This is a genomic window from Peptostreptococcus anaerobius VPI 4330 = DSM 2949, assembly GCF_000381525.1.
Lineage (GTDB): Bacteria > Bacillota > Clostridia > Peptostreptococcales > Peptostreptococcaceae > Peptostreptococcus > Peptostreptococcus anaerobius.
The window spans coordinates 1-21008 of record NZ_KB906613.1; the positions used below are offsets into that span (position 1 = coordinate 1).

Here is a 21008-nt window from a genome sequence, read left to right on the forward strand (position 1 = left end):
GGATAAGTCGTCAGTCTTTCCTCGTCTACCTGCCTAATTTACTTACATAAGTTACGTTTGCCTTTTGGACTTCGTGACTTTGGGCCCACTCATCCTTTATGTAAGCCTTTATATTAGGTTTCTGTACGTCAGGCTACGATTTTGCTATTGCTTCTTCTCGCCATCACCTCACGGTGATAACCTTGCAAGTTGCTATGAGGTTCGTCGGCAACTACGCCCTACGTGGACTTTCACCACAGACTGACGGCATGCCCGTCATACCCAAAAAGGTCCCTACCCAAAATGGATAAAGGACCTCAATGTCTCTTCATCAATTTAGTCATCTCTTCTACTTGCTATCAAGACTAGTCTCAGTAGCTGTAGTATAGATGATAATGCGGCTGCAACATATGTCAAGGCAGCTGCACTCAGTACTTTTCTGCTAAGCCTTCTCTCGTCATGGCTGACTATTCCAAGCTCTTCTAATTGGACTAGGGCCCTTCTTGAAGCATCAAACTCAACTGGAAGAGTAACCAACTGGAATACTACTGTAGCAGAAAACAGTATTATACCTAACCATAGAAATTTAACATTGATAAAAAATCCCATCATTATTATTATCCATGAAGCTGAAGATGCAAAATTGACAGCCGGAACTATCATCGACCTAAGCAACAACGGCTTGTAGGCTAGGCTATCTTGAATAGCGTGTCCACACTCATGGGCAGCTACTGATACAGATGTTATAGAAGTTCCATAATATACCTCTTCAGATAAAGAAACTGTCTTACCTCTAGGATCATAATGGTCTGTAAGATTTCCAGCTACTGGACCTACTGGAACATGTCTTAGGCCATTGGCATCCAAAATCCTCCTAGCAACTTCTGAGCCTGGTATTCCCTTTTCTGACCTCACCTTAAAATACTTGCTGGTAGTAGAGTTGACCTTGAATGAGGCATACATACTCAGTATTATTGCCGGTATCAATATCAACATACTACTATCCATATAATAACCATACGGATACATATTTATCACTCCTTAATTAAACTTATAAGAAGATTCTAACCTATTTCCCTTAATAAATTCTGAAAAAGGCATCCTCTTCTTATTTGGAACCTGTAATTCTAAGACCAAAATAGTCTCGTCCTTACACGCAATCTCAAGTCCTTCCTTGGTCTGACTAACAATGGTTCCCGTCTCCTTGTCTGTCTTTTTACCAGTCAACCTTGTCTTCCATATTTTTATCTTACCCATATCAGACATAGTCCAAGCTCCAGGCCAAGGTATTGTGCCCCTTACAAGGTTGTGGACCTCTCTTGCTGTCCTAGAAAAATCTATATGACCAAGGTCCCTGTCCATCATAGGTGCATATGAATACTCCTCATGATTTTGAGCTGTCCTAGTATAGTTACCTGACTCAAGGTCTTTGACTGTCTTGCCTAGTAGTTCAGCTCCTTCAACCATCATAAGGTCATGAAGGTCTCCAGCTGTCATATCTATATCCAGAGGAAATTCCTTGCAAGTGATTATGTCACCAGTATCTAGGCCTTCATCCATAAACATTATCGTTACACCTGTTTTTTCCTCACCATTTATTAGGACCCAGTTTATAGGAGCTGCTCCCCTGTACTTAGGCAGTATTGATACATGGACATTGATACAACCTATCTTTGGTATATCTAGTAGGTCTTTTTTAAGTATCTGTCCAAAGGCTATAACAACTATCAAATCTGGTTCTAGACCCCTTATCTTCTCTACGAACTCTTCTGAAGATGCCTTCTCTGGCTGCAAAACATCTATGCCCTTTTCTAGTGCCAACTCCTTTACAGGAGACATAGCAAGTTTTTTGCCCCTTCCCTTAGGTCTATCTGGCTGGGTTACAACAGCACATACATCATGGCCATCATCTATTAATTTTTTTAGAGAGTCAACTGCAATCTCCGGTGTTCCCATAAAGACTATACGCATTATTTATCACCCTTTTCTACACGCTCTACAAATAGTATTCCCTCTAGATGGTCAAGTTCATGACAAAAAGCCCTCGCCATAAGTCCTTCACCTTCTATTTCAAAGTCTTTTCCATTCCTGTCCTGTGCCTTTACCTTTACGTAGTTAGGCCTTGTAACCTCAGCTACATAGTCTACAACGCTAAGGCAGCCCTCAACGTCTGTTTGCTCACCCTCTTGTGCAATGATTTGTGGGTTGATAAGTTCTATTAGGCCTGTTCCAATGTCAACTACAACAGCCCTTCTAAGTATGCCAACCTGTGGGGCTGCAAGACCTACACCGTCTTCATTGTACATTGTATCCGCCATGTCATCCAATAATGTATGTAGCTTTTCATTAAAATCTACAACCTTCTTTGCCTTCTTATTTAAAACGGGATCTCCCATTTTTACTACATTTCTAATTGCCATCTTACTTTATAACCTCCTACTATATATATGAATTTGGGTTTACCTCTATACTTATCTGTATGTCCTTGTCAAATATATCATCAAACTTAGATATACATAAATATTTTACCATATTTTTTATGGTCTTTATATCTAAATACCTATCCTTTATGACAACCTGCCACCTATACTTAGAATTTATCCTGTTTATAGAGCATTCATTCGGTCCAAGGATTGATTTACTATAGCTTTGAATATCCTCCCCACCACACTGGTGCTTGATAAGGTAGAGGATAGATTCAAAAAATTTCTCTGAATTGTACTTTACTTTCTTATAATTATTCCCTGAAAATACAAGCCTTAACATATTATTAAAGGGTTCATAACCGAAAGTCTTTCTAATCCTTATCTCATTATTATAAAATCCCTTATAGTCATAGTTCACTGCAGCCCTGATAGCGAAGTGGTCTGTGTCATAGGTCTGTAGGATTACCCTACCCTCTTTTTCAGCCCTTCCAGCCCTTCCAGCTACCTGAGTCACAAGTTGAAAAGTCATCTCTGCAGCCTTATAATCTGGGTAGTTGAGCATCATATCTGCTGAAACTATACCTACTAGGGTTACATTGTCAAAGTCATGGCCTTTGGTTATAATCTGGGTCCCTATCAGTATATTGGCCTCTTGGTTTTGGAACTTGATTAAGATATTTTCTAGGTCACCCTTCTTTGACGTTGTATCCTTGTCTACCCTAAGGACCTTGGCACTTTCTATTTGAGACCTTATCTCTTCTTCTATCCTCTGAGTACCCGTTCCAACACTCGATATATGCATACCTCCGCACTGGGGACATATACGGGCTATATTTTCCTCATGACCACAATAATGGCAGACCCCCTTGTTGGAAGACTTGTGGTAGGTAAGGGATATATCGCAGTTGCCACACTTAAATACATAGCCACATTCTTTGCAGGTCACAAAATTTGCATAGCCCCTCCTGTTTAGAAATAGGATAACTTGGTTGCCTGCCTCAATTGTAGCCCTCACCTCATCCAACATCCTATCAGACAAAAAGTTATTGGTCATTGGATTAAATGACTTTCTCATATCAACCAAGTCTATCTTGGGCATGGGTCTATTATTAGCCCTCTTGACTAGCTCCACAAGCTTATAGCCGCCCTCCAAGGCCCTATAATAGTCGGATACCTTTGGAGTTGCAGACCCCAAGACTAGGTTGATTCCGTATATTTTGGCCATAGTCCTGGCAACCTCAATTGCATCGTATTTTGGAGTCATATCAGACTGGTAACTTGAGTCATGCTCTTCATCTATTATTATTAGGCCTAGGTTACTAAAAGGCATAAAAATAGATGACCTAGTACCTACAAGTACCCTGATATTCCCCCTTCTTATCTGCCTATATACATCGTGTTTCTCACCAGCTGATAGTTGTGAGTGAAAGACCCCCACTATATTTCCAAACCTGTTTTTCACCCTAGCTATCATCTGGGGAGTCAAGGCTATCTCAGGCACCAAAAATATGGAGTCCATACCTTGACCAAGATATTTTTCAATAAGGTCAAGGTAGACCTCAGTCTTACCGCTACCTGTCACACCATGAAGTAGGTATGGTTTCTTATCAGGATTTTCCATATCAGAAAATATTTCTTGGCTCACCCTAGTCTGGTCTTCATTTAGGAATATTTCCCTCTTGTCAATCTTAAAAGAATCATCATATGACCTAAAGTAATCCACCTCACTAGAGTCTATCAAGGCCTTGTCTATAAGGCTGTTAACACTAGACAAACCTACATCCAATATCTGGCATAGGTCCTTTAGGCATACATTTTGATTTAATTTTAGAAATTCTATTATCTTTTCCTGTTTCTTGCCAAGCCTGATCTTGTTTTCTTTTATATATTTATCAAGTTCTTCTGGTTTTTTCGCCAGACTTATATATTTTATCTTTTTCTCATTTTTACTTTCTATATAGGTCCATCCAATTTTGATAAGCCCCTTGTCTATCAACCTAGAAAGAGAAGCCTTAGAGTGTCCTTCTACAAATTCATCATAATCTATATATTTAGCTTCTTTTGATGAATACAAAAGCTTTCTAAAAGACCTATAGGTATCAAGGTCCTTACTTTCGATATTAGGAGTTTCAATACTAGCACTTTTAGCAATATCTTTTCCCATATTATCTCTTTCAATACTAGCTATTTCAAGTTCTTCATCTTCAAAATTTTCTATCTGCCTATATATCTCCTCTGCTCCATCTGTCATGAGCAGGATTTTTTTAGACTCAGACCTGTAGCCCTTTGGATAGAATAGGTTTATACAGTCTACAAAGGTACACATATATTTTTTCCTCATCCAATAAATAAGTCTGATATTGTCCTTTGTAAGCATAGGATCTTCATCTAAAATATCAATTATATCCTTTATTTTAGGACCAACTTCATATATATCAGCTGATTGGTCAAGACCTTGTTTTATATTAAATACAAAGGCTTCTATTGGCTTGTTTGACTTACCCATTGGTACGCTCAACCTATGTCCAATCTTTACCTGGTCCGCAAAATGCTTAGGAAGGCTGTATGTAAATAATTTATCAGCATACCTAGCTTTTGACCTTACTATAACTTCTACATACACAAAACCACCTCCCTCAAAAAAAAGAGAAAGGTATACACCCTCCTCTAAAAGTCCTACCTAGTTTCAAGTATAGACTTGACCTTATCTAGTATATGGTCAGCCACTTCTGTTTTCATGCACTTTGGCAGTTCCTGAATATCGCCCTTTGAATCAATTAACTTGACAATATTTGTATCAGTACCAAATCCAGCACCTGAAATAGTCAAGTCATTGGCGACTATAAAGTCTAGGTTTTTCTTTTTTATTTTTGCACTTGCATTATCTAGCAAGTCATTTGTCTCTGCAGCAAAACCAACTAATACTTGGTGTTTTTTTATCTTGCCCAATTCCTTGGCTACATCCTTGTTCCTATCCAGTCTAATAAGCAAATCTTCATCAGATTTTTTTATTTTTTTGTCTGAATAAGACTTTGGCTTGTAGTCCGCTACAGCAGCTGACTGTATGACGACATCATTCTTGTCAAACTCTGACATCATCGCCTTATATAGATCGTTGGCAGATTCTATCTCTATCAATTTTTCAAGTCCCTTAGGCCTATCAAGGTTGGTTTTTCCACTTACTAGAGTGACCCTAGCCCCCCTCTTAACCGCCTGACTTGCTATCGAATATCCCATCTTACCAGAAGACCTGTTGGTTATATACCTAACTGGATCTATAGCCTCTATAGTAGGCCCTGCTGTTACTATTATTCTAATTCCTTCAAGATCTCTATTAATATCTTCAAAGTATTCTTCTACACTCTCAATTATTGTGTCAACATCAGCAAGCTTGCCCTTGCCTGTATCTCCACATGCTAGTAGGCCTGATGCTGGCTCTATAAACCCATAACCCAAGCCCCTTAGTTTATCTATGTTGTCCTGAACTATAGGATTTGAATACATATTAGTATTCATAGCTGGTGCAATTATACACTTGGCCCTTGTAGCCATCACTGTCGTTGTCAACATATCATCAGCTATGCCTGATGCTATCTTACCTATAAAATTTGCAGTTGCAGGCACTATCAAAAATAAGTCTGCAGCCTTGGCTAGTTCAATATGTTCAACTTCCCAAGTCTTTGGATCTTGAAACATATCCCTTATAACAAAGTTGTTGCTCAATGTTTGAAGTGTCAATGGAGCCACAAACTCACAGGCCGATTGGGTCATAATCACATGAACCCCAGAACCTAATTTTCTAAGCCTACTTACTACATCACAGGCCTTATAAGCAGCTATGCCTCCTGTAACACCAACAACTATAGTCTTATTCTTTAACATACTATCACCTAATTTATCAACCTTCTATACCACAATATGTGGCACTATTGATTTATTTTTACTAACTACTTAATATTATTCCTGTTCTAGTAACTTTCTTTCCTGTTCTAACTTATGAACTCTCTCTTTTTCTTCTATTTCTTCATTAGTTAGGAGTCTATAAGATACCTTGCCTGCTATTATCTCTTCACTAGCTACAACTACTGGCTTGTCTTTTTCATCAGCGTCTATTAGAGGCTTTGAGTTATCAACTATTTCTCTGGCTCTCTTTGAAACTGTCGCTATTAGGTAGTACCTATTGTCTATCTTTTCTACTATGTCGTTTAATGATGGCTTTAACATTTTTCTTTCTCCCTTTCAAACATATCAAATATATCTTTTTTATATCTTGCTACCCTAGATTTTTCTGATTTTATTATTTCAAAAATTTCCTCAGCAGACTTATCAACTATATTATTAAAAATAAAGTAATCATAGTCACCCAACAACTTTATCTCATTGTATGCGCTATTAAATCTTTTTTCTATTTGTTCTTTTGTTTCTGTTCCTCTTCCAACAATCCTATGTTTCAATTCATCAAGACTAGGTGGCAATATAAATACAAATACCGCATCAGGACATACCTCTCTAATCTGTCTTGCACCCTGCATCTCTATTTCTAGAATCACATCGACCCCTGCATCTAGTTGGTCAACTATGGCTTGCTTAGGTGTTCCATAGTAGTTGTCATATATCATGGCGTGCTCTAAAAACTCGCCATTTTCAACCATTTTTTCAAATTCTTCTCTTGTCTTGAAATAATAGCTGATTCCTTCTTTTTCTCCAAGTCTAGGTTGTCTAGTAGTAGCTGATACAGATAACTTGATTGCATCATTCATTTCGACCATCTTTTTACATATAGTTCCCTTGCCTGTACCACTAGGTCCTGATACTACCAACAATAAGCCCCTTTTTTTTATCATATGCCTACTCCTACTCTATATTCTGTACTTGTTCTCTAATCTTTTCAAGCTCAGCCTTTATCTGGATAACCAAGTTGGTTATGTCAATGGCTGATGACTTAGACCCTATAGTGTTAACTTCCCTATTCATCTCCTGAATCAAAAAGTCTAACTTACGCCCTATTGAATCATCATTTACAATTGTGTTCCTAAGCTGGTTTATGTGACTTCTAAACCTAACTATTTCTTCAGTGATGCTTGACTTATCTGCATATATGGCTACCTCTTGAGCCAATCTCGCCTCATCAACTAGGGCTGGATTTTCTAGGATCTCGCCTATTCTCTGGTTTAGCCTAGACCTGTAGTCTTCCACAACTGTGTCAGAAAATCTTTCAACATCATCAATGTATTTTTCAAGTAGGTTAGATCTCTCTATTATATCCTTTTCAAGCTTAGTGCCCTCTTCCTTTCTCATATTAGAAAGACTCATAAGGGCTTTTTCACTAGCCTCTCTTAGGGCATTCCACAAGATTTCTTCATCATCTTCTGCCTCTGTTACAGACACAACCTCTGGAAATTTTGATATCTCAACTGGGTTGATCTCTTGCTTTAGATCAAAACCATCTTTTATCCTCTTTAGTATTTCAAAGTACTGTTTGGCTAAGTCTTCATCATAAACTAATTTAGCACCTGATGAACTAACTGTGTCAAACTTTATAAACATATCTACTCTACCCCTTGAGATATAATCCTTGACCAACTGTCCCAGTCTATCTTCCAAGAATGACACCTTTCTAGGTAGCCTAGGGTTGACGTCTAAATATTTATGGTTTATAGTTTTGCATTCTACGGAAATATTATACTTGTCGTCCTTATATTCCCCCATGCCAAAACCTGTCATGCTCTTTGCCATAGTACCTCCCTGTCAATAAATTAATTTCGTAACTTCCATTATACCATACTTTTACAGTATTTTTAAGTAGTTTTCAAGCTCCATCTTAAAATATCTCGGCTTATTATTTACAAATCCATGACTTGAATTTTCAAATATACAAGTGTAGGTATTTTCTATATTTTTCTCTAGATATCTCACCACCTCAGGATTAACCAGGGACCCTGGACTTGCAAAGAAAAGACCGGTAGGCACCTTTATCTTTTTTATATCCTCCCTAAAATCTGAGCTACAAATAGAAAACCACATAGATGTTATTGAATAATAAGAGTTACCAGCCAAGTCACCTGCTATGGCCCTTTTAACTACTCTTTGGTCTATCTTTTTGAGGTCTGGATCAATCTTTGTATACATGTGATAGTAGGCTTCTTCCATATTTTCAAACTGGTCAGCAACAGACTTTATAAAGTCCTCTTGCTTGAAGTCTCCAAACATTATACCTAAATTCCAATCTTCATCACTAACTACCTTAGGTGTCATATCACATATTATCAGGGACCTAATATCTCCATCTCCATACATCTGGAAATACTTAAACAATATGCAGGCTCCCATAGAGTAACCCAGCAAGATAGGTTTGTCTAATTTTAGATATTCCATAAGTTCTTTTAAATCTTGGGCAAGACATCCAAGCGACATATCTCTGTCAGGCTTATCTGAAAGCCCAAAGCCCCTGTGGTCATAAACTATCTTCCTGTATCCCTCTATATTATCATAGCTATAGCTAAAGTCTTTGTGGCTAGTTCCCCAAGCATGGAGAAATACAATTGGTATTAAATTTTCCTCACCTGAATCCTCATAGTAGATCCTGTATCCTGATGAATTAGTAAAATACATCCCGTTACCTCCAAGGTTATTTACAACTTATTCAAATCCCCTTATCTTAGCCTTTGCTTCATCACTAGGTGTAACATAGGCTGTCTTATTAGTCTCGTATATAACCATACCCGGTTTTGCACCAGATGGTTTTTTGACATGCTTTTTGATTGTATAGTCTACAGGTACATTGGCTGACATCTTGGCCTTACTGTAGTAGGCTGCAAGTGTTGCAGCTTCTAATATTTCTTCATCTAAGACCTTTTTACCAGCACACTTTAAGACAACGTGTGATCCAGGTATGTTCTTTGTATGGAACCACAAGTCTTCATTATCTGCCAACCTAAGTGTAAGGTAGTCATTCTGCTTGTTGTTTTTACCAACCATTATAAGATTGCCTCCACTTGACATATATTTCAAGTACTGGGTATTTGGCTTGATATCCTTCTTAGGCATCCTGTAAGACTTGATATACCCTTCTCTAATCAATTCTTCTCTTATTTCCTTTAGGTCCTTGTCATTATCGCAGTTTTCAATTGCAAGAAGACTGTTTTCTAGGTACTCAGACTCTTCAAGGTTGATTTTTATCTGTTTACTTATCTCTTCGCTCGCATTTTTCATCTTGTTGTATTTTTTGAAATACTTTTGAGCATTTTCAGATGGAGTAAGATTTTTATTGAGGCTTACCCTTATCTTTGAGTTATTGTCATAGAAATTATCCAATTCGACCTCTTCCATACCCTTTTGAACCATATATATATAAGAAGTTAGAAGCTCTCCCTTGACCCTGTAGTCATCAGCCTTTTCAGACTCTAGCAGCTCTTGATTCTGCTTTTTAATCTTATTGTTGACCCTGTCTAGCTTTATCTGAAGGCTCTTTTTCATGGCAGAAGCCCTCTGGTTTATCCTGTCCTTTATATCCTTACTTATATAATAGGACTCTATAGCCTGGGATACCCTGTCAAAATTTATCTCAGTAAGGTCTTCATACTGGTTTAACTTTATAGATGAAAACTCGACTATTTTGTCTCTTTTTTGGTCTATTATCATATTTGGATATGCTTGACCCAACTCTAACTTGCCAAACATAATATTTATCTCTTTTATAATCCTATCTATTTCTCCGTCGCCTATCTCAAGACTTGACATTGACTTGTCTATATCTAGCCTATAACATATCTCCCTAGCAACTGTAGGTGACAGGCCTAATATGTTGCTATATATCGCCTTAAATATCTGCATATCACAAGACCTGATTCTATCAATCAATTCTTGCCTATCAATATTTGCCATAGGATTGATCTTGTCTTGAACTGGGGGTAATTCATATGCCATACCAGGTAGTATCTGCCTTAACCTAGATACACTAGGTGGAACCCTCTTTATAGAGTCCAGTATCCTGTTCTCAGTATCGTGAACCAGTATAATATTAGAGTGTTTGCCCATGATTTCAACATAAAGGTACTTTCTTGTTTTTTCCCTTAGCTCATCATATGAATCTATGGCTATCCTGATAATTCTCTCAAAGCCAACCTGGACAACACCTGCTATTACTCCAGACTGTATATGCTTTCTAAGTGTCATACAGAAAACAGGAGCTTTTTTAGGATTTTGCTTTTCATAATTATCCGCTATATATACCCTTGGGTGCGATGGACTTGCACTCAATACTAGCTTGTAGTTATCCTTACCAGCCCTTATTTTAAGGCATACCTCATCCTTTTCAGGTTGGTAGACCTTGTCAATTTTAGTTCCTTCCAACATTTCGTTCAATTCCCTAGCAAGAGAATTTACTACTATCGCATCAAATGCCATTTATGTAACCTTCCTCTTAATCTTATTAATTCTTATTTATCGCAAATTATAACTGCATCTTCTCCATCCAATTCTTCAAACTTGACTTGAACAGATTCCGTCCTAGAAGTAGGGACATTTTTGCCTACATAGTCAGCCCTGATTGGAAGTTCTCTATGCCCCCTGTCTATCAATACAGCCAACTGTATCATGCTAGGCCTTCCATTGTCTATAATATAGTCCATAGCAGCCCTTATAGTTCTTCCTGTAAACAAGACATCATCGACAAGTATTACAGTCTTGCCTTCAACATCAAGACTAAAGCTCTCATCAACAGTATCTCTAATCTTATCATGTGTTATGTCATCCCTGTATCTAGTTATATCTATAAAATCAGATATAACATTTCCACCCTCTATTTCACTTACTTTTTTAGCTATCATCTTTGCCAAAGGGATACCCTTAGTCTTAATCCCAACAATAAATATATTCTCAATACCCTTATTCTTCTCAACTATTTCATGACTTATTCTAGTTACAGCCCTCATGACTGCCTTTGAATCCATTATCCTAGCCTTTTCCATTTTACACCTCATAATCAAATATCATCACTGTACTTACCTAAGTTTATTTAATACATCCTCAAAGTACTCAGGCAAGTCACTATCAAACTCCATATACTTCCCACTTATTGGATGAATGAATCCCAACTTCCTAGCGTGTAGGCATTGTCCTTCTAATTTCGCAAACTTCTTTACCTTATAGCCATATAGGTTGTCCCCCAATATAGGCCTATTTATAGAGGATATGTGGACCCTTATCTGGTGGGTTCTTCCTGTCTCAAGCCTTGCACTTAGGTGAGAGTATCCATCGTAGTTTTCAACAAGCCTAAAATGGGTTACCGCCCTCTTGCCATTTGTCTTTACTATAGCCATCTTCATCCTGTCCTTGGGATTTCTACCTATAGGTCCGTCAATAGTTTTTTCTTGCCATTCAACATTACCTATGCATATCATCTCATACTCTCTTGTTATTGAATGCACCTTAAATTGATCAGATAGCCCCTGGTGAGTTTGGTTGTCCTTGGCTATTACAAGCAGGCCTGACGTATTCTTGTCTATCCTGTGTACAATGCCAGGCCTTATAACACCGTTGATTGACGAAAGCCTGTCTCCACAATGAAATAAAACAGCATTTACAAGAGTCCTATCAGGGTTTCCCGGTGCCGGATGTACAACCATACCCTGTTGCTTATTTACAACCATAAGATAGTCATCTTCGTAGACTATATCTATGCCTATATCCTGTGGCTCTATCTCTAAGGCCTGAGGTTCAGGCATATTCACTTCAATCTTATCCCCAGTTTTAACCTTGTAGCTAGCCTTTTCAATTTTAGAATTCACCCTTATCCTATCTTCCTTGATCAACTTTTGTATGTAGGACCTAGATATATCCCTATATTGACTAGCAATATAAAAATCAAGTCTCGAGTCTTCATCATCATCTGATACTATATAAACATCAACATCTATTTCATCAGCAAGTGCTAGTGTATCTAGTTCAAAATCTTTTTCTTTCATTACTCACCCTCATATTCCTTATAAAAAAACAATATATACACTGCCAAAATTATAGTACCAACAACAACCAGTATATCTGCGAAGTTAAACACATAAGACCATATAAACCTAAAGTCAAAAAAGTCTATAACATATCCTAACCTAGCCCTGTCAATAACATTGCCAACAGCACCTGCTATTATAAGAGCAATTGAGACCTTAGCCATCTTTGTAATGTTGGACTTATGTATATAACCCAGGCCCACTATTACTACCACAAGGGCGACTAGGACAAACACCATTTGTTTGTCTTGAAACAAACCAAAAGCTGCCCCCCTGTTTTCAACATAGGTAAGGTTGAAAAATCCATCAATAATAGGTATGCTACCACGATTACCGAGAATAGCCTTTATCTTAACCTTTGATATTTGGTCTATAAATATCAATAGTAGTATCAACAATTCGTACATTTTATGCTCCTTTTAAACAAAATTCTAGTTATATCAATTATATCACAAAGTGTTGATAAAATAAAAAAAAGATGCTGAAAAATCAGCATCCTTAGATTCTTATTCATTTTAATTAAAATCTTCTAGCTCCTAAACATTTTACCCAACTCTCAGATAGGCTAGATGTTTTTACATATTCAGGGTTTGAAGCTGTACCACTAGCGTGTATAAACTTTCCGTTTCCTAGGTATATACCAACATGACTTACTGTACCGCTACCCATTGTGTCAAAGTATAATAAGTCTCCTGCAATAGCATTAGCAAGACTTACAGCCCTACCAGCAGAAGCCTGAGCTCTAGAAACTCTAGGTATATCAATACCCAAAGCCTTCTTATATACATACTGAGTAAATCCTGAACAGTCAAATCCTGAAGTAGATGTTCCACCCCATGAATACCTTGTTCCTAGTAGAGACTGAGCTATCTTTGCTACAGCACCACTTGCCTTAGTAGGAGTAAGACCTGATTTATTTTTATCAGCTACCGCATCTGTTTGCGAGTTATCTCTCTGTGAATTGTTAGTTAAATTTCCCTGTGAATTGTTAGTTACATTCCCCTGTGTCTTAGCTATATAACCAGCGCCAACATATCCAATAGTTCCATTTGATAGTCTCACCTTATACCAACCTGACTCTTCACCAAGTATTTCTACATCGTCATTGTTGTTAAGAGTTGATATAACTTTGTTATTAATTCCTGCTCCTGATCTAACATTTAGGCCAACTGAAGAGTTAACCCTACCCATAGCTGAAGAACTTGCGTTGCTACTTGGACTAGTCTTCTGATTTTCTGCCTGAACATTTTCACTATTATTTTTAATATTAGTTATATTCTTATTTTTAAATGTCTTTCTATTTAAATTGTTATTGTTCTGAGCCACTGGATTAACCTTAGTGTTTACAGCTGGAACTGCTGACTTTCCATTTTCATCAGTTACGTAATATCCGCTGACCCAGCCACACTGTCCGTCTTCTGTCTGGATGTTAGCCCAGCCATTCTGACTTTCCTTTATAGTTACTTTAGAACCTGCCTGAAGTTTTGAGACCTTATTTGAAGTTGCACTTGGCTGTTCTCTAAGATTGATGCTTGTACTAGTTTGTGCCTGCTTCTGTTCTGGTGTACTATTTTGTGCTTGCTGTTCTAAAGCATTATTCTGTACCTGCTGTTCTGAAGCACTAGCATTAGTAACGGATATGGCAACTGCTGCAGCACCTAACCCTAACACTGTTATTGCTTTTTTCATCTAAATTCTCACCTCTCATTTATTATCGTTAAACTACTGAACAATACTTGCTTACAAAACAGTAGTTTTCCAAAAGACTATTTTTATGTCATTTTTTTCATATTTACAAAGTCTTAATCTTATTTTCTGAATCTCATGTACTTATATTACAACATTTTGTTACTTGTGTAAAGACTTTTTCAAAAAATTTATCAAAAAAACGCATTTTTTGTAACCTTTTTGACGATTTTTGTAACTTTTACCTCTGCTCAGAGCTCAATTGTCGTAACTTTTTTGTAACTTTTATCTTTTTCAGTACCTTGCTACTTTAAATTTTAATTCTTTTGCTAATTATATATTGACTATCTATCACGCTTAGTCATATAGTTTTTTATATATTTTATAGTTCCTCATGACCCTATAGGTATAGTCTGATGTTTCTTTAAATGGTATCTTCATCAAAGGCTGCCCATCTTTACTATACTCGTCTTTATTGAGCCATTTTCTAACATTGCCTGAACCACCATTATATGCAGCTATAGACAAATCTATATTTCCATGAAATTCTCTCTCTAACCTTGATAGATACCAAACTCCAATCCTAATATTAGTCTTTGGCTCAAATATATTAATACTACTGCCCAATTTCAATTCTTTGGCAGCCCAACTTGCTGTTTTATCAGTGACTTGCATCAATCCCTTTGCACCTTTATTAGAAACTGCATCCTTGTCAAACTTGCTCTCAGTCTTAATTATACTGTAGACCAAATACTTGTCAACACCAAATTCCTTAGAATATTCCTCTACTTCCTGCCTATATCGTATGGGATATACAAATTTACGGTTAAAATCATCCATAAATAAACCCGCTCCCAAAGCTATGGTCAATAGGACCAGCAAATAAAAAAACTTCCTATTTATTTTATACAACTTATAACACCCCATTATCTTTGGAATGGTATGTTAACTACTCTTCTTCTCCTCTATCCATTCCAATAGTTTTTCTTCAAGTGCATCTATCTTCGGATACAAGTCTTCAATCGAACCCGAATTATCAACCACGTAGTCTGCACTTTTAACTTTTTCAGCCTGATCTTGCTGACTATTTATCCTACTCAAAGCCTGAGGAACTGTCAACTTGTCCCTATCCAGTATCCTATTTAGCTGTTCATCTTCCCTACAATAAACAACTATCATTTTGTCCAGGTTCTTATTAAAATCTGTTTCATATAGGAGAGCTCCGTCTATTATGACAACTCCACCATCTCCATGGATCCTGGAATACAAGGCTATCCTCATCTCTATTATAGAAAGTATCTTGTCGTGGACTATCCTGTTCAAGGTCAATAACTTATCCTTATCAGAAAATACTATATCACCCAATGTCTTTCTATCTACAGTTTCATTTTTGACTGCTGCGGGAAAATATATCTTAATTCTTTCTATCATATCTTCATATTCGTATATATCCCTCGTAACCAAATCTGCATCTATAATATGATAGTCCCTCATCTCAAGCAGGGATGAAATTGTAGACTTACCACATCCAATATTTCCTGTTAAACCAACCTTCAACATATAATCCACTCCTCTTACTTATTTTGTTTCATACCATGAATCTCCAACATTCAGGTCAACATCCAAATTAACCTTCAAATTAACAGCATTCTCCATTTCTTCTTTTAGTAATACTCTTACTCTTTCTACCTCTTCTATAGGGGATTCTACGATCAATTCATCGTGTACCTGAAGAATTAGGTTTGACTTTAGACCTTCTTCCTCCAATCTATTATGAACGTTGACCATAGCAATTTTAATAATATCTGCAGCACTTCCCTGTATAGGTGCATTCATAGCAGCCCTTATTCCCCTGTTTTTCTCTACAAAATTGCTAGACTTTATCTCAGGTATATATCTTCTTCTTCCAAATATAGTAGTTGAATATCCCTTTTCTTCTGCATCGGAAACTATGTGGTCCATAAATCCTTTTATCTTAGGGAATCTAGCAAAGTAGTTGTCTATATATTCCTTGGCCCTGGCTATGCTTATATCAAGGTCTTTAGCCAATCCAAAGTCACTCTTGCCGTATATTATACCAAAGTTTACTGCCTTGGCAGCACTTCTTAACTCAGCTGAAACCTCATCAAAAGGAACACCGAATACCTGTGATGCAGTATTCCTATGTATATCCACACCTCTATCAAAGGCCTCTATCATATCCTCATCACCACTCATATCAGCAAGGACTCTTAGCTCTACCTGTGAGTAGTCGGCGTCTACTAGCTTACTCCCCTGTCCTGCAACAAATACCCTCCTAAGCTGTCTACCTAGGTCTGTTCTTACAGGGATATTCTGCATATTAGGGTCTGTAGACGATATTCTACCTGTTGTAGCTATGGCCTGGTTAAATGAAGAATGTATCCTACCATCAAGTGGATTTATAAGATTGTTGATACCCTCTACATATGTAGACTTTAGCTTAACTACAGTCCTATAGTCTGTAATCATATCTATTATAGGATGCTTGTCCCTCAATTTTTCAAGAACCTCTGCATTGGTAGAATATCCTGTCTTAGTCTTCTTGATTACAGGAAGTTCCAGCTTTTCAAACAATATAAGACCCAACTGCTTTGGAGAATTGATATTGAACTTTTCTCCTGATATATCGTATATCTTAGTCTCTAGGTATTTTATCCTGTCATTAAACAAGACTCCTAGCTCATCTAGAGTTTTTTTGTCAACATGAATACCTATGTACTCCATATCTCCTAAGACTTCGATTAGGGGTATCTCTACATCATACAGGAGTTTTTCCATATCATCATCTTTTATGATCTGTCTCATCTTAGGAACAACACCACTAAGAGTATTCATTATGCCTATAGCAAACTTGTCCAAGTCTTCTTTTTCTATATCTTCATACTTCTTAGCCTTGGCACCCTTGCCCAGTAGGTCCTCTTCTGAAGTCATCTTCTTATAGATATACTTGCTAGCTATAACATCAAAATCATATGATGTCGATGTCTTAGAATCTATTATGTACTCTGCTATGGATATATCAAATCCAATCTTGCCAAGCCTAATACCATAAGGTCTCAGATTGATGTAGTCTGCCTTTATATTACATCCTATCTTTTCTATATTCTCATCTTCAAGCAAGTCTACAATCTCTTTTGGCATAGACTCTGCTAGTTCTTTATCCATATAGTATATTTTATATGGATCCGCCTTGTCACTTTCGTCACCTGTAGCTAAATACATGGATATTATATTTTTTTCAAGTATATTACCCGACCTAGCTATAGTCTTTATATATAACTCAGACTCTTCCTTGACCCTAGCAATAAAATCTGCAATATTGTCTTGGCTAAGCCTTATAAGGTCTATTTCTCTTTCCTTATCTTCTATACCTGATAGGTCACTTACCTTTGAAATTAGACTATTAAATTTAAGTTCTTGGAATTTTTCTATGACTCTTGATGTCTCAAAATCCCCAAACACCATAGATTCAAGGTCAAAATCAATAGGAACATCTCTCATGATAGTCGCTAGGTCCTTACTCATCCTAGCTGATTCCATATTTTCTTCTACCTTTTTCTTCTGGGCACCCTTTAACTTGTCTACATTAGAAAGAACCCCCTCAACACTACCATATTCAAGCAATAGCTTGATACCTGTCTTTTCTCCTATACCTGGTATGCCCGGTATGTTATCTGACTTGTCTCCCATAAGACCCTTAAGGTCTATAAATTGGTCAGGACTAAGTTGATATCTCTCATAGACACCCTCTCTATTATACTCTTCAACTTCTCCAACACCTTTTTTTGTTATAAGTACAGTAGTCATATCAGAAGCAAGCTGGATAGCATCCCTGTCTCCTGTAACTACATATACCTTGTATCCAGCCTTCTCAGCATCCAAGGACACGGTACCTAGTATATCATCTGCCTCATAGCCCGCTATCTCTTTTCTATCAACATTCAAAACATCTAAGACTTCCTTCATAGGTCCAAGCTGACTAGCTAGCTCTGGCATCATCTTTTTTCTGCCTGCCTTGTAACTCTCATATGACTTGTGCCTAAATGTAGGTGCCTTTACATCAAAGGCAACTGATATATGTGTTGGTCTATATAGGTCTATCATCTTGAACATCATTGTCAAGAATCCGTATATTGCATTCGTATGCAGTCCATCACCATTATCCATTGGAGGTAGTGCAAAAAACGCCCTATTTATTATAGAATTACCATCTATCAACAATAGGACCTTGTCTCTGTCTATATTTTCATTATTTATATTATTATCCATTTCGTCCTCACTTTCCATACTGGTTGTTTCAACCTCATTTTTATATTATATCACAAAAATCACTTTGATAGGTCCTGTCAGACCAGTATTGACTACAAAAAAAGAATAAACCAATAATTGAGTTCCTATCAGTTTATTCTTTGTTTTGTTATATTGTTTTTGTTGTTTTGTTTTTATTGTTCTCTTATATTATGTCGTTTCTTTTTGAATCGACATTATTATCTTATAAATCCTATCTTGTCATAAACATCAGCAAGAGTCTTGGCTGCAACAAGCTGAGCCTTTTCAGCACCACTTCTATAGATCTTTTCAAGATAGTCTTGGTTGTCCAACAAATAAGCATATTTTTCCCTTATTGGTCTTAGAGTTTCTACGACAGCTTCTGCCATTTCTCCCTTGAAGGCTCCATATCCCTTACCTTCATACATTGCTACTACCTCTTCTACTGACTTGTCTGTCATAGCAGAGTAGATATTTATTAGGTTCTTTAGTCCTGGCTGCTCATCTGTATATCTCACTATGCCAACAGAGTCTGTAACTGCAGACTTAATCTTCTTAGCAGTTGAATCTGCATCCTCAGCAAGAAGTATAAATCCCTTTGGATTTGAGTCGGACTTTGACATCTTCTTTGTTGGATCTTGTAGACTCATTACCCTTGCAGTTTCCTTTGGATAGTATCCTTCAGGAACGACAAAAGTATCGCCAAACCTATTATTAAACCTAGTTGCTAGGTCCCTTGCCAATTCAAGGTGCTGCTTCTGGTCATCACCAACTGGTACAAGGTCAGCCTGGTATAATAGTATATCAGCTGCCATCAATACAGGATAGGTGAATAAGCCTGCATTTAAGTTAGCTTCAGACTTTTGTGACTTGTCCTTGTATTGAGTCATTCTATTTAATTCACCCATATATGTAGTAGTACAAAGAACCCAGTTAAGCTCAGCATGTTCATGAACGTGTGACTGAACAAATATAGTGTTTAAGTCTGGTTCAATACCACAGGCAATAAATTGGGCTAATAGTTCTATTGTCTGTCTCCTAAGTACTTTTGGATCCTGAGGTACTGTTATAGCATGCATATTTACCATACTAAAAAAGCACTCATAGTCCTTCTGAAGCTTCGTCCAGTTTCTCAAAGCTCCCAAATAATTTCCCAAAGTCATCTTTCCTGATGGCTGCACACCACTAAATATAACCTTCTTTACCTTGTCGCTCATATACTTATCTCCTTTATTATTGTAATCTAGCTACAAATTTTTATGTCTTAATTATATCACTCAAGACCCAATTCTTCAATATAAGTAGGCAATGAATATTTAAATTATAATCTTTCTATTATATTGACTACCATTTCTCTTGAAATCTCAGCAGCCTCAACAACGAACTCTTCATAAGAAACTCCTGCTTCATCATCAGCATTGTCTGAAATAGCCCTTATTATTACAAACGGAACCCCATTAAGATAGGCAACATGGGCTATAGCTCCACCTTCCATCTCACAACAATATCCCTTGAAGTGGTCTCTTAATTCAATCTTTGTGTCCTTGTCAGCAACGAACTTATCTCCAGTGACAACCCTACCCTTATAGACATTTGTCTTGGCGTGGCCTTCTTCAAAAGCCCTATAGGCAGCCTCTACCAGTCTTTCATCTGCAACAAAGACAGATGTCTTCATCCTAGGTATAGTTCCCTTAGGGTCTCCCATAAATGAAGCATCTACATCATACTGGATTGCCTCAGTAGATACAACTACATCGTTTACCTTGATGCCTTGATGCAGGGCCCCTGCTACACCAGTATTTATAACAGCATCCACCTTAAACTCACTGATAAGTATCTGAGTAGTCATAGCAGCATTGACTTTTGCTATACCACATTCAACTACAACCAAGTCCTTGCCAGATATTTGACCTTCATAAAAAGTAAGCCCTGCTACCCTAGTCTCTTTTTTATTATTTAACATCTTTGTCAAGCTAACAACTTCTTCGTTCATAGCCCCTATTACACCTATTTTGTTTATATTAGTCATATTCTCTCCTTATACACCATAAATCCACTTTAATCTCATATATATTATTACATAAATACTCTTGCATGTCCATAATTGAAGAAAATACTGATACGAAATAATTTCCATAATCCCATAAAAAAGACCCACAAGACAGGTCTATAAAGACAATCTTGTAGGTCGATTGGTATACTATACGATTATCAAAGGATTATTATGCCTGAGCAATCCATAATCCATGTAGGTTACAGTATTCATATGCTGCTATAGCCTTGTCATCATCAGCTAGAACGAATTCAGCAACTGGTTCACCTTCATGGTCAAGGTCAACTCTCTGAATTGTCTTTTCTGTTACAAGTACTACGAAAGCTATATGGTGCTTTTCAGTCATTGGATGTGCAACTTCTCCAACCTTAACTGTTACCTTATTTCCTGCAACTTCTATAACTGGAACGTGCTTTTCACCAGCTGCATCAGTTGAGTTTGCTTCTATGGCCTTAAGTCCTGATAGGTCTCCACCTTCACAGACTAACTTTTCTAATATATCTCCTGCTTCGTTTGTATAAAATGCTAATTCTCTTGACATATAATGTCTCCTCTCCATATATAAAT

20 protein-coding genes are annotated in these 21008 nt (G+C 37.2%); all 20 read right to left on the bottom strand.

The features are described 5' to 3' along the window. Positions 1 to 315 precede the first annotated feature (315 nt). Positions 316 to 1008 carry a zinc metallopeptidase gene (locus tag F823_RS0104085; RefSeq protein ID WP_019595412.1) on the bottom strand — a complete coding sequence of 231 codons (693 nt, stop codon included), beginning with the start codon at positions 1006 to 1008 and terminating at the stop codon, positions 316 to 318. 12 nt (positions 1009 to 1020) lie between these two features. Continuing rightward, the gene (gene fmt / locus F823_RS0104090) at positions 1021 to 1950 is read right to left on the bottom strand and encodes a methionyl-tRNA formyltransferase (protein ID WP_002842724.1); all 930 of its coding nucleotides are present in this window, start codon (positions 1948 to 1950) and stop codon (positions 1021 to 1023) included. Then, positions 1950 to 2399, bottom strand: a complete 450-nt coding sequence (gene def / locus F823_RS0104095; RefSeq protein WP_002842667.1) for a peptide deformylase — start codon at positions 2397 to 2399, stop codon at positions 1950 to 1952. The genes fmt and def overlap by 1 nt, the downstream gene beginning before the upstream one ends. Before the next feature lie 19 nt (positions 2400 to 2418). Further along, positions 2419 to 5028: a primosomal protein N' gene (priA, locus tag F823_RS0104100; protein WP_019595413.1), complete on the bottom strand. Its 2610-nt coding sequence runs from the start codon at positions 5026 to 5028 to the stop codon at positions 2419 to 2421. Between the two features lie 53 nt (positions 5029 to 5081). Further along, positions 5082 to 6287, bottom strand: coding sequence for a bifunctional phosphopantothenoylcysteine decarboxylase/phosphopantothenate--cysteine ligase CoaBC (gene coaBC / locus F823_RS0104105; RefSeq protein ID WP_002845252.1), 1206 nt, complete (start codon positions 6285 to 6287; stop codon positions 5082 to 5084). Between the two features lie 75 nt (positions 6288 to 6362). Beyond that, positions 6363 to 6629 (bottom strand): DNA-directed RNA polymerase subunit omega, encoded by a 267-nt coding sequence (rpoZ, locus tag F823_RS0104110; RefSeq protein WP_002842682.1) that lies wholly within the window; start codon positions 6627 to 6629, stop codon positions 6363 to 6365. Continuing rightward, the gene (gene gmk, locus F823_RS0104115; RefSeq protein WP_002842712.1) at positions 6623 to 7249 is read right to left on the bottom strand and encodes a guanylate kinase; all 627 of its coding nucleotides are present in this window, start codon (positions 7247 to 7249) and stop codon (positions 6623 to 6625) included. The genes rpoZ and gmk overlap by 7 nt, the downstream gene beginning before the upstream one ends. A 10-nt stretch (positions 7250 to 7259) precedes the next feature. Next, positions 7260 to 8141 (bottom strand): YicC/YloC family endoribonuclease, encoded by an 882-nt coding sequence (locus F823_RS0104120; protein ID WP_002845253.1) that lies wholly within the window; start codon positions 8139 to 8141, stop codon positions 7260 to 7262. Positions 8142 to 8192: 51 nt separating this feature from the next. Then, positions 8193 to 9017: an alpha/beta fold hydrolase gene (locus F823_RS0104125; RefSeq protein WP_002845254.1), complete on the bottom strand. Its 825-nt coding sequence runs from the start codon at positions 9015 to 9017 to the stop codon at positions 8193 to 8195. A 27-nt stretch (positions 9018 to 9044) separates the two neighbouring features. Next, complete coding sequence (locus F823_RS0104130) at positions 9045 to 10811, bottom strand: Rqc2 family fibronectin-binding protein (protein ID WP_002845256.1); 1767 nt, start codon at positions 10809 to 10811, stop codon at positions 9045 to 9047. A 32-nt stretch (positions 10812 to 10843) separates the two neighbouring features. Next, a complete protein-coding gene (pyrR, locus tag F823_RS0104135; RefSeq protein ID WP_002842680.1) occupies positions 10844 to 11374 on the bottom strand; it encodes a bifunctional pyr operon transcriptional regulator/uracil phosphoribosyltransferase PyrR in 531 nt (176 codons plus the stop codon). A gap of 33 nt (positions 11375 to 11407) precedes the next feature. Next, the gene (locus F823_RS0104140) at positions 11408 to 12370 is read right to left on the bottom strand and encodes an RluA family pseudouridine synthase (RefSeq protein WP_002845259.1); all 963 of its coding nucleotides are present in this window, start codon (positions 12368 to 12370) and stop codon (positions 11408 to 11410) included. Beyond that, entirely contained in the window at positions 12370 to 12819 is a 450-nt protein-coding gene (gene lspA / locus F823_RS0104145; RefSeq protein WP_002842673.1) for a signal peptidase II, read from the bottom strand. Before lspA ends, F823_RS0104140 begins: the two co-directional genes overlap by 1 nt. Before the next feature lie 112 nt (positions 12820 to 12931). Then, positions 12932 to 14101 (bottom strand): C40 family peptidase, encoded by a 1170-nt coding sequence (locus F823_RS0104150; protein WP_002845261.1) that lies wholly within the window; start codon positions 14099 to 14101, stop codon positions 12932 to 12934. 354 nt (positions 14102 to 14455) lie between these two features. Then, positions 14456 to 15025, bottom strand: coding sequence for a lytic transglycosylase domain-containing protein (locus F823_RS0104155; RefSeq protein ID WP_002845262.1), 570 nt, complete (start codon positions 15023 to 15025; stop codon positions 14456 to 14458). Between the two features lie 18 nt (positions 15026 to 15043). Continuing rightward, entirely contained in the window at positions 15044 to 15658 is a 615-nt protein-coding gene (gene coaE, locus F823_RS0104160; protein ID WP_002843698.1) for a dephospho-CoA kinase, read from the bottom strand. An 18-nt stretch (positions 15659 to 15676) separates the two neighbouring features. Continuing rightward, complete coding sequence (polA, locus tag F823_RS0104165; RefSeq protein ID WP_019595414.1) at positions 15677 to 18406, bottom strand: DNA polymerase I; 2730 nt, start codon at positions 18404 to 18406, stop codon at positions 15677 to 15679. Positions 18407 to 18606: 200 nt separating this feature from the next. Then, positions 18607 to 19605 (bottom strand): tryptophan--tRNA ligase, encoded by a 999-nt coding sequence (trpS, locus tag F823_RS0104170; protein ID WP_002843688.1) that lies wholly within the window; start codon positions 19603 to 19605, stop codon positions 18607 to 18609. 104 nt (positions 19606 to 19709) lie between these two features. Further along, positions 19710 to 20417 carry a 5'-methylthioadenosine/adenosylhomocysteine nucleosidase gene (locus F823_RS0104175; protein ID WP_002845265.1) on the bottom strand — a complete coding sequence of 236 codons (708 nt, stop codon included), beginning with the start codon at positions 20415 to 20417 and terminating at the stop codon, positions 19710 to 19712. Positions 20418 to 20610: 193 nt separating this feature from the next. Next, on the bottom strand, positions 20611 to 20982 hold the full coding sequence (locus F823_RS0104180; protein ID WP_002843710.1) for a desulfoferrodoxin family protein: 372 nt from the start codon (positions 20980 to 20982) through the stop codon (positions 20611 to 20613). Positions 20983 to 21008 lie beyond the last annotated feature (26 nt).

What these genes read in the sequence shown, in the direction of transcription:
- F823_RS0104120 (WP_002845253.1), bottom strand. Translation starts at nt 8,141, where the DNA reads ATGGCAAAGAGCATGACAGGTTTTGGCATGGGGGAATATAAGGACGAC.
- fmt (WP_002842724.1), bottom strand. Translation starts at nt 1,950, where the DNA reads ATGCGTATAGTCTTTATGGGAACACCGGAGATTGCAGTTGACTCTCTA.
- coaE (WP_002843698.1), bottom strand. Translation starts at nt 15,658, where the DNA reads ATGTTGAAGGTTGGTTTAACAGGAAATATTGGATGTGGTAAGTCTACA.
- F823_RS0104125 (WP_002845254.1), bottom strand. Translation starts at nt 9,017, where the DNA reads ATGTATTTTACTAATTCATCAGGATACAGGATCTACTATGAGGATTCA.
- def (WP_002842667.1), bottom strand. Translation starts at nt 2,399, where the DNA reads ATGGCAATTAGAAATGTAGTAAAAATGGGAGATCCCGTTTTAAATAAG.
- F823_RS0104180 (WP_002843710.1), bottom strand. Translation starts at nt 20,982, where the DNA reads ATGTCAAGAGAATTAGCATTTTATACAAACGAAGCAGGAGATATATTA.
- polA (WP_019595414.1), bottom strand. Translation starts at nt 18,406, where the DNA reads ATGGAAAGTGAGGACGAAATGGATAATAATATAAATAATGAAAATATA.
- lspA (WP_002842673.1), bottom strand. Translation starts at nt 12,819, where the DNA reads ATGTACGAATTGTTGATACTACTATTGATATTTATAGACCAAATATCA.
- coaBC (WP_002845252.1), bottom strand. Translation starts at nt 6,287, where the DNA reads ATGTTAAAGAATAAGACTATAGTTGTTGGTGTTACAGGAGGCATAGCT.
- F823_RS0104175 (WP_002845265.1), bottom strand. Translation starts at nt 20,417, where the DNA reads ATGACTAATATAAACAAAATAGGTGTAATAGGGGCTATGAACGAAGAA.
- F823_RS0104155 (WP_002845262.1), bottom strand. Translation starts at nt 15,025, where the DNA reads ATGGGGTGTTATAAGTTGTATAAAATAAATAGGAAGTTTTTTTATTTG.
- rpoZ (WP_002842682.1), bottom strand. Translation starts at nt 6,629, where the DNA reads ATGTTAAAGCCATCATTAAACGACATAGTAGAAAAGATAGACAATAGG.
- F823_RS0104150 (WP_002845261.1), bottom strand. Translation starts at nt 14,101, where the DNA reads ATGAAAAAAGCAATAACAGTGTTAGGGTTAGGTGCTGCAGCAGTTGCC.
- F823_RS0104140 (WP_002845259.1), bottom strand. Translation starts at nt 12,370, where the DNA reads ATGAAAGAAAAAGATTTTGAACTAGATACACTAGCACTTGCTGATGAA.
- F823_RS0104130 (WP_002845256.1), bottom strand. Translation starts at nt 10,811, where the DNA reads ATGGCATTTGATGCGATAGTAGTAAATTCTCTTGCTAGGGAATTGAAC.
- F823_RS0104085 (WP_019595412.1), bottom strand. Translation starts at nt 1,008, where the DNA reads ATGTATCCGTATGGTTATTATATGGATAGTAGTATGTTGATATTGATA.
- pyrR (WP_002842680.1), bottom strand. Translation starts at nt 11,374, where the DNA reads ATGGAAAAGGCTAGGATAATGGATTCAAAGGCAGTCATGAGGGCTGTA.
- trpS (WP_002843688.1), bottom strand. Translation starts at nt 19,605, where the DNA reads ATGAGCGACAAGGTAAAGAAGGTTATATTTAGTGGTGTGCAGCCATCA.
- gmk (WP_002842712.1), bottom strand. Translation starts at nt 7,249, where the DNA reads ATGATAAAAAAAAGGGGCTTATTGTTGGTAGTATCAGGACCTAGTGGT.